The sequence below is a fragment of the Porphyrobacter sp. TH134 genome (genome assembly GCF_002855495.1).
Lineage (GTDB): Bacteria > Pseudomonadota > Alphaproteobacteria > Sphingomonadales > Sphingomonadaceae > Erythrobacter.
The window spans coordinates 1-8,560 of the sequence record NZ_PKRO01000065.1 but is presented as its reverse complement, the minus strand read 5'-3'; the positions used below and the strand labels follow the sequence as shown (position 1 = coordinate 8,560).

Sequence of the window (8,560 nt, the reverse complement as noted above, 5' to 3'; positions counted from 1 at the left end):
CAGCCGCTCAGCGCAAAACCTCTGCATCCAAAGCGTGAATCAGATTTTACGCCAAACGGGAATCCCCTAATCCCCACTTTCGCAACAGGTCTATTTTGGGCTGAAGACGGTGGATCGAGCATCGCTGCTGCCACCCCAACCACAGCCAATGCGGCCATGCGCCCGATTGGCCATCGCTTGTTCTTTGCTTCAGTACGAACCTGCCCCATTTGAATCCCCAATCTGCTCTAGCGTTGCACCGCATCAAACCGGATGTCCCAATCGGCGCGGGCATTGGTGATGACGCCCGTAAAGCGCGCGGGCTTGCGCGGGCCGGTGGGGCGGCGTTGCAGCACCAGAATCGCCGGATCGCTTTCATCCGGAGACAGGCGCAGCGCCAGCACCAGCGTATCGCCGATCACGCGCGCGGTGTCTGTGCCGCCCGCACCGATCCATTCGCACGGCTCGTCCAGCGGATCAGGGCAGATGGCGCGGCGCGCGTCCCAGCTGACTGTCGCCGTATCGGCCCCGCGATCCTGGATGACCTGCATCCCGATCAGGTCCGCCCCGGCGCGGGTGCGGATGCGCGGGTCGATGCGCGACAGGGCGTAGTTGCCCTGCCATTCGCCGGGGGCCACGGTTGGCCCATCTTCCTGCGCCCCTGCGGAAACGGCCAGAACCAGTGCGGCTGTCGCGGCAAACAGTGTGGTGGGTCGCATCGTTCAGGCCCCCGGAATGGTGTAGCGCATCTGCACCGCCGCAGTGCCGGTTTCCTGTTCGATGACGATCACATCAAGCGTGCGGCCATCGGTGTGCTTGCCTGCGATTGTCGTTTCGGTGGTTTTGCGCAATTTCCTGGCCGGGCTGACTTGGGGGGAAAATCCGCCTTTGGTCAGCGCATCGGTGTGAAAAGCGATCGCCTCGGCTGCGGTGCCGGGGGCATCGTACATATCCATGCCGGTGGATCGCACCGCATTGCTGCCGCGCATCCCGGTCAGATAACGGCCGCCCGGCATGGGTTCGACAAAGGCGGGCATGTCATCGGGAAACGGACGCCCGGCTGCCTCGCCTTTCACCACAGCGGCAACGCCCGCGGCCGCAGCCTCAGCCGCGCCGGGGTCGCTGCTGTCAGCGGCGGGCTCGCTGCCGCAACCGGTCAGGATCAGAGCCAGCGCTCCGGTCAGGCCAAGACGCATCATGCCATCCTCCTCCCGATCAGCCTTCGGTGCGTGAATGGACGAGGTTGAGCGAGGCTTTGCCCGCATCGTCGACGTTGATCATCACCATCAGGGACTTGGTCTTGTCCTCGCTCTCCGCCATCATTTGCATCATCTGCGGCGACTGCGTTTCCATTCCGATCTTCAGTCCGTGGCGGGCCATGGATTCGCGGTAGAAGGCGATAAGGTCTTCGGGCGACCGGGATGTCTCGAACGAGACGGAACCGCCCGTCTTGCCGCCTTCATTGACCCCCATGTTGTGGATCGCCTTGGCCCCGTCGGGCACTTCGGCAAAATCGGGCAAATCGGTCACGGAAACACCCAGCCCGGTCACGCCGCCTGCGACGGCCTTGGCAGCCGAGGCGGCAACTTGCGCGTCAGCCGAGCCGTCAGTCCCGGTCTCGGTCGATGCGCCGCCGCAAGCCGCGAGCAGCAGTGTGGCCCCTGTGGCGGCAGCGACACGCCGCAAAAGTGTGTGATGGGTCATGCTTCAGATCCTTCGTTCAATCGATGAAGGGGGAGGATGATCAGAAGGGCAGCTTGCCTTCGATCACATCGCGCACGCCCCGACGCACCTTGTCGCCTGTTGCCCGCTCGGCTTCGTCAGCGGCTTCCCGGGCAAGCCGATCGGCGACCGTGTCGTTTGATGGCGCCTTCTTCTTGCTTTTCTTGCCGCTGGCGGAACCGGCTGCCGCCTGCGCGGGGGCGGCGGCGGCGGCGGGCACCTCGCCGGTCAATGTTCCGTTCCAGCTGGCGAAATAGGCATCCTCAGGCGCGCCGTCGCAGGTGCTGTGAAGCCCGGTGAAGCTTTTGCGGTCGGCAGAGAAGGTCAGGGTGAACCGGCCGAAAATCCGCTCACCGCCGCGTGCCGGATCACATTCGCGCTGCACGGCGGTGCGACCCTGATTTTCGTACCAGTAGCCGGTGAAGACATTGCCGTTGAGGGTGCCCTCGATCCGCCCTTCGGTGATGGTCCCCCCGCCGCCCTGATAGATGCTGTCGAAGAAGGCTTCGTCCTGCGTGACGGTATAGGTGCCGGTCATCTGCGGGCCGAAGGGAGAGAGGGTGAGGGTCGGGTTCGCGCCCGATTCCACTCTGGTGGCATAGACGCGGTTCATCTGAACAGGCGCTGCGGCAGCCGCGGAAGAGGTTGCAGGCACCGCACTTGCCGCAGGCGCTGCGGCCTGCGTCACGGCCGCAGCCATCGGCGTACGGCACAGCACTTCGGACAGGTTCCCGCTAGCGGTAACCTGATAGGTCGCCGCCGCGCTGTAGGCCTGGGTGCGGCAGAAGCTGGCGGCGGCGGCTTGCTGGCACTGGGTCAGCGCAGCGCCCTTTGCATTGGCGGTGCATGCTCGCACGGATTCGTTGTTCACCAGCGGCGCGCAGAAGAACCCCGAGGTCGGCCCGCGCCCATCGGTGCAGGTTGCCGCCACAGGCGCTGCGGTCGGAGCAGCCGCGCGCTGTTGGGCTGCGGCGGAGGCGGGGGTCATCATCGCGCTGGCAAGCAGCGCGGCCACCAAAGTTTCAGTGCGGATCGGCATCAGAATCTTCCTTCATCATCGCAGCGCTCAGGCGCTGGCAGATTGCAGTGCTGGGTGGGGCATGATCGCTGCTCCGACGACCGGCGCCGCCGCAAGGCGAACGGAACGGAAAGATCGGACCTAGGCTGGTTTCCCCCACACAAGGCCCGGGTGCGGACCTCCTGAGTGGCAAGACACCGAAGGGCGCCAAAAGCGGACACGCGGAACAGAAAAAAATTGCGTTACCGCCGAATGGCCGATTACGAAGTTACCGGGGGGAAGGCGTATGGGCGCCTTTCCGAGTGATTGGAAAAACTGGCGATGAACCAGAATTGGCCCCGGCTATCGGCGCTGATCGATGAAGCCATGGAATTGCCGCTGATCGAACAGCGCGCATTTGTGGCGGCGCAAACCGATGGCGATCCGGATTTTCAAGCTGCCGCATTTCATTTCATCGACAGTCTGCATTCCGGCCTCACCGGCTTCATGCGGACAGGCGCGATGGGGACCGATGCGCCGGACCGTCCCGCACCTCTGGGGGAAGGCGAACGCATCGGGGTGTGGGCGATCAAAAGTCTGATTGGCGAAGGCGGCATGGGCCGGGTCTATGCTGTCGAACGGGTCGAGGGCGGCTTTACCCAGGCCGGTGCGCTCAAGCTCAATGATGCCCTGCCGGGCACGGACCTGCTGGTGATGACGCAGGAACGCCAGGTTCTCGCCGATCTCGATCACCCTTCGATTGCCCGCATCCTTGACGGCGGTGGCCTGCCCGACGGGTCGAGCTGGATGGTGATGGAGCGGATCGACGGTCCGACAATCGATCGCTGGTGCGCCGATCACAAGCTTGGTCTGGAAGACAGGGTGAAGCTGGTGCTGGCCGCTGCTGATGGATTGGCGCAGGCCCACGCGCGCCTCGTGCTGCACCGCGATCTCAAACCGTCGAACATTCTGGTCGACCCGATGGGCCAGCCGCGCCTGATCGATTTCGGCATTGCCCGGCGGATCGGCAGTCTGGAAGCGGCGGGGCCGGAGCGTCTGTCGCTGGCTTATGCTGCGCCGGAACTGGTGGAAGGCCTGTCGGTCGGCCCGGCGAGCGATGTTTATGGCATGGCGCAAGTGCTGCATGAATTGCTGACCGGACACCCTGCCGCGCGGCGCAGCGGCCTGCCTGCGGGCATCGCGTCGGCGGTGGACGGCGAGGCCCCTGTTGCAATCAACCGGGCCGCCCTGCTGCCGGACATCGCGCGGGGCGCCCCATCTGCCCTGCTTGATGATGTCGCCGCAGTGCTCTCGCTCGCCCTGCGCAGCGATCCTGCCGCCCGCTATCCCACCATCGATGCCTTCGCCAGTGACCTGCGCCGCGCACTGGCCGGCCGCGCCGTCGAAGCGCGCGCGGATGAGCCCGGCTACCGCTTCCGGCGCTGGCTGATGCGGTTCAAATGGCCCGTGGCCGGTGCGGCGGCCATCGCGCTCAGCCTCACCGGCGGCCTCGGCGCCGCCTTGTGGCAGGCGCGCGAGGCCAAGGCGGCCCGCGATGCTGCTGTGGTCGAGGCTGACCGGACCGAGGCGGTGCGGCAATCGCTGTTTCTGGTGCTGGGCGAATCGACCGAGGCGGCGGGGCCTGATGGAACACGAAAGGACGTGCTCGACCGCGCATCCGAACGCCTGACACGCGAATTTGCCCGGGATCCGGCACAATATGCTCCGGTACTCAAGGCACTGGGCGAGCTGTATTTTCACTCCAATGACTACCCCGGCGCCATCGGGCTGCTGAAACCGGTCGCGTCGCTGCCGCTCGCCCCCACCACCGCGCCGACCACCAAGGTGCCGCCCGAGGTGATTGCCGAGGCCAAGGTCGATCTGGCGCAGGTCTATCTGCGCACTGGCGAGCCGGAACAGGCCCGCGCCATGCTAACCGCCGCGCAGGCTTTCTGGGCGAGTGATCCGGCGCGCTGGCAGAGCGACATGATCGAAAGCCGCCTCGCCGAAGCGCAGATCGTGCGCGATCTGGATAAGGACCCGCCCCGCGCCGCCGCGATCCTGCGCCGCGCACTGGCCGACCGCATCGCCATGTCCGGCCCCGCCAACCGCGACGTGGCGATCTTCCAGAACAATCTCGGCAACGTGCTGTCGGCGATGGGGCTGCATGATGAGGCCGCCGCATCGTTCCGGCAGGCGCAGGCGACCTGGGCCGCGATCGGTGCGAGCGAAACGCCCGATGCGATGAACACCCTCAACAATCTGGCGGCAAGCGAAGTGCTCGCCGGTCGCCCGAAAGCGGCAGTGCCGCAATTCGCGGAAGCCGTGCGGCTGCGGCGCGCGCTGTTCGGCCCCTCGGCGGCGCTGGCGGCGCTGATCAACAACAATGCCAAGGCGCTGCTGCTGTCGAGTGACGCGGCGCAGGCCCTGCCGCTCGCGCGGGAGGCGACTGCGATGGCACGCGACTTCGCTGGCGAGGGATCGATGCTCCACGCCGCTTCCGCCGCCGGGCTGAGCGAGGCCTTGCTGGCGACGGGGCAAGCGAAGGACGCCTTGGCCACGGCACAGTCAGGGCATCGTGCGGCATTGCAAACCTCCGGTGCCGGCACGCCGCCCGAAATTGTCGCGCTGATTGCGCTCGCACGCGCCAATGCCGCGACAGGCAGCCAGGATGCGGCGCGCAGCCAGCTGGCGAATGCGCAAAAGGGTGTCGCGGCAATGGGACCGGGCGGGGCGCGGCTGAACGACGCGATCCGGGATATTCGCCAGCGATACAAGCTGTAGCGTGGGGTCTGCCGGGCCGGTCTTACTCTGCTCCCGGCAGCTCGCCATCTTCCAGCAGAGTGCGCAGCAGGGCGCGCGCCTTCACCCAGTCGCGCCGCACGGTGCGATCGGTCAGCCCCAGCAAGCGTCCGGTCTCCTGATCGTCATAGCCGCCGAAGAACCGGCATTCGACCACCGCCGCCAACCGCGCGTCCATGCCTTCCAGCGCGCCGAGCGCATCGTCGAGGGCAATCAGTTCGGCATCGCTCTGCCAGAACACCGGCACATCATCATCCAGCGGCAGCACCACCGCTCCGCCGCCCCGCCGCTGGGCCACACGGCTACGCGCATGATTGACCAGCACCTGCCGCATGGCGCGCGCTGCGGTGCGCAGGAAATGCTGTTCATCGGCAAAGCGCGGCGAGCGGCGCAGTTTCAGGAAGACTTCGGAAATCAGCGCGGTCGACCGCAGCGTTTCCGGGCTGCCGAACCGCGATGACAATGCGCCTGCGATCATGCGCAACTGCGGATAGAGCGCCTCCACCAGTACGCGGACATCCTCTGAGGTGTCATCGCTATGTGCCATGCTTGTTGTCCTTCGCCCCCCATCGGTCCGAACACCATGTGCTTTGCTGTGGGTATGGCCGGGCGCGGGCATAATCAAATGCAAAGTCTGCGCCTTCCCCGCACCGGCGATGTCCGCTTTCGCACGCCAAGCGTGTTTTGCTGACCGGGGGCGCGCGGCCGCTGCGCTGCTCCGGGCTCCATTGTAACCGGAAGGATTAATCATGACCATCAGCAGGCGCAAACTCATCGCCGGCACCGCGTTTCTCGCCGCCGGGCTTGCCACCAGCAGCATCAGCTTTGCCGGCGAGACCGGTTCGATCACGATCGAGATCGACAATCCCGAGGCGTTGAAGGGCCTGACCGGACCCAAGCTGCGCAGCGCGATCATGCGCGCGATGCGGTTCCGGTCAGAGCTGGGCATGACGGTCGAAGCGCAGTTCCTCGCCGCCCGGATCGATGATGGCGAAGTGAGCGATCTGTTCGCCTCGCGCGGGTTCAAGCTGGGGGCGGGCGATGTCGCCTTTCCGGGCAACATGTTCTTCCCGGGAGATATGTTGTTCCCGGGCGATATGCTGTTTCCCGGCGACATGCTGTTCCCGGGCGATATGCTCAGACCCATTCTCAAAATGCCCGCCAGCCGCCGGGACGGCGCCACGCGCTCGCTGATGCAGGACATCGCCAAATCCACGCTGGGTGCGAATGGCGCAGCCAATGGTATCGTGTTCTTCGTGCTGGTCGCCGATGCGGCCACCACCAGCGCAGGTCTGGGCGTGCCGACCGATCCGGCACGCTGATCGTGTCGCAGGGTCGCAGGACGGCACTGGTCGCAGGAGACGGCCCGGCCGGATTGATCGCAACGCTCGTGCTGGCGCGGGCAGGTGTGCCGGTGACATTGCTCACCGGCGCGCCCTCGCCCCAGCACCGGCATGTTCACGCCATCACCGCCGACACGCTGCGCGCCATCGGCCAGCTGGTCGGAACTCCGCTGGAAGGCTTTGCCGATCAACCGGCATGGCAGGTCGCGGGCTGTCAATTGGTGCGCGCGGTGGATCGTCCGGTGCTGGATGCGCGGCAGTTGACGGCGCAGCTGCGCAAACTGCTGGAGCATGCCGGCCCCGCGCCGGTTGCCCTTGTCGCTTGTGGGTCCGTCGAGGCATTGACCACCAAGGCGCTCGGCTGGCTCGCCGATCCGCAGCGCACCAGCGATGATGTGTGCATCGATGCGTCCGGCGGCAGCCGTCTGATCCTTAAAGCGCGCGAACCCCGGCTCGATCTGTTCGAAACCGGCGGGCATAGCGTCTATAGCAGCTGGCAGGGGACAGCCGCCGCCGCGCATCCACAAGTCACGCTGTGCGAGACGCTGGCGAGCGGCAGCACGGCCCTGATGGTGGTTGACGGACATCAGGTGACGATGACCTGGCAGTCAACGCGCCCCGTGACCGAGGTGGAGCGGGATCGCTGGCTGAGCAACCTTGCCGCCCTGGCGCCGGCGGGGCTCAAGACGACGGTGCAGTCGGTAACATTCGGGGACCACCGCCTGGTCCACCGCGCGCCCATGGCCCGCCGGGCTGCGATCGAACAATTGTCCCATCACACCGGCGCGGTCCTGCTCCCGATTGGCGACGCGCTGCTGCAAACCGCCCCGCAGATGGGAAAGGGCTTTGCACAGCTCGCCGGGCAATGCAGGCAATTGCGCGCGCATTGTCAGGCGGCGCGGCCGGATTGGGCGAGTTTGGCCCTAGCCCTCGCCGAAGGGGCCGATGCCGTTTTCCTGAGCGCGGCGCTGGTCGGCGCAGCGATCGACGCGCGCATGCCTCTGGAGCAGACTGCCCCGCAGTCGCGAACACGGGGGCCAGAAGCTGCGCGGTCAGGGCTGCGCTGAAACGTCCCGCATTTTTTCTGCTGTAGCGGAACTTTGGCCGAGCACGCCGCTTACTCCCCGTCGCACAAGCAATTGACCCGCTGTGCCCCAAAACCTTGCCCCCGCCGATTATGATCAGCGGGGGCATTTTTGTTCAGGGCCCAGAGTTGCGCAGGGATCAACACGCTGCCGTTCCGCATGCAATCCCCAATTGCTGGCGAGGCAAACCTTCCAGCAAAAACATCGGCTTCATCAAATTCTATCCGATTTCGTCTGGTGCAATGGAACATTGCGTTTGTCGCACACTTATCATCGGCAATACTGAAGGAGATGGTACAATGAATTTAATCTTGGTCATTGTGGTTGGAGGCATCCTTGGGTGGCTCGCCAGCATTGTCATGCGCACCGATGCACAACAGGGAATCTTTCTTAATATCGTCGTCGGCATTGTCGGCGCATTGGTAGCCGGATTTTTGGTTACCCCCCTGATCGGCGGCGCCCCCATTACAAGCGGTGCCTTTGATATTCGTTCGCTTTTCACTTCCTTTATCGGTGCAGTGATTTTGCTGGGCGTGATTAGACCTGTTGCGAAAGTGGGGATTAGGGGATTCCCGTTTGGCGTAAAATCTGATTCACGCTTTGGATGCAGAGGTTTTGCGCTGAGCGGCTGA

9 protein-coding genes and 1 pseudogene are annotated in these 8,560 nt (G+C 65.3%); 5 read left to right on the top strand and 5 right to left on the bottom strand.

Annotated elements, in window-relative coordinates; genetic code table 11:
- Positions 1-213: hypothetical protein (locus C0V72_RS16680; protein ID WP_233999985.1), on the top strand; the 213-nt coding region annotated here is incomplete at its 5' end.
- Positions 214-227: 14 nt separating this feature from the next.
- Here C0V72_RS16680 and C0V72_RS15480 read toward each other — a convergent pair.
- The 4 genes from C0V72_RS15480 to C0V72_RS15465 are packed head-to-tail and all read right to left on the bottom strand — an operon-like array spanning position 228 to position 2,740.
- Complete coding sequence (locus C0V72_RS15480; protein ID WP_101795037.1) at positions 228-698, bottom strand: hypothetical protein; 471 nt, start codon at positions 696-698, stop codon at positions 228-230.
- A gap of 3 nt (positions 699-701) precedes the next feature.
- Entirely contained in the window at positions 702-1,178 is a 477-nt protein-coding gene (locus C0V72_RS15475) for a hypothetical protein (protein WP_101795036.1), read from the bottom strand.
- Between the two features lie 16 nt (positions 1,179-1,194).
- Positions 1,195-1,683: a hypothetical protein gene (locus C0V72_RS15470; protein WP_101795035.1), complete on the bottom strand. Its 489-nt coding sequence runs from the start codon at positions 1,681-1,683 to the stop codon at positions 1,195-1,197.
- 40 nt (positions 1,684-1,723) lie between these two features.
- The gene (locus C0V72_RS15465; protein WP_101795034.1) at positions 1,724-2,740 is read right to left on the bottom strand and encodes a hypothetical protein; all 1,017 of its coding nucleotides are present in this window, start codon (positions 2,738-2,740) and stop codon (positions 1,724-1,726) included.
- Between the two features lie 300 nt (positions 2,741-3,040).
- Here C0V72_RS15465 and C0V72_RS15460 point away from each other — a divergent pair, with 300 nt between their 5' ends.
- Positions 3,041-5,482: a serine/threonine-protein kinase gene (locus C0V72_RS15460; protein ID WP_101795033.1), complete on the top strand. Its 2,442-nt coding sequence runs from the start codon at positions 3,041-3,043 to the stop codon at positions 5,480-5,482.
- Between the two features lie 22 nt (positions 5,483-5,504).
- Here C0V72_RS15460 and C0V72_RS15455 read toward each other — a convergent pair whose 3' ends face one another.
- On the bottom strand, positions 5,505-6,047 hold the full coding sequence (locus C0V72_RS15455; RefSeq protein WP_101795032.1) for an ECF-type sigma factor: 543 nt from the start codon (positions 6,045-6,047) through the stop codon (positions 5,505-5,507).
- Between the two features lie 202 nt (positions 6,048-6,249).
- Between C0V72_RS15455 and C0V72_RS15450 the strand changes: the two genes are divergently transcribed.
- The 3 genes and pseudogenes from C0V72_RS15450 to C0V72_RS15440 form a co-directional block, all read left to right on the top strand.
- A complete protein-coding gene (locus C0V72_RS15450) occupies positions 6,250-6,822 on the top strand; it encodes a hypothetical protein (RefSeq protein ID WP_101795031.1) in 573 nt (190 codons plus the stop codon).
- A 53-nt stretch (positions 6,823-6,875) separates the two neighbouring features.
- Positions 6,876-7,910, top strand: a complete 1,035-nt coding sequence (locus tag C0V72_RS15445; protein ID WP_143704632.1) for a hypothetical protein — start codon at positions 6,876-6,878, stop codon at positions 7,908-7,910.
- 317 nt (positions 7,911-8,227) lie between these two features.
- Positions 8,228-8,494 (top strand): annotated as a pseudogene (locus C0V72_RS15440) (GlsB/YeaQ/YmgE family stress response membrane protein); the annotation flags it as partial.
- Between the last annotated feature and the right edge of the window lie 66 nt (positions 8,495-8,560).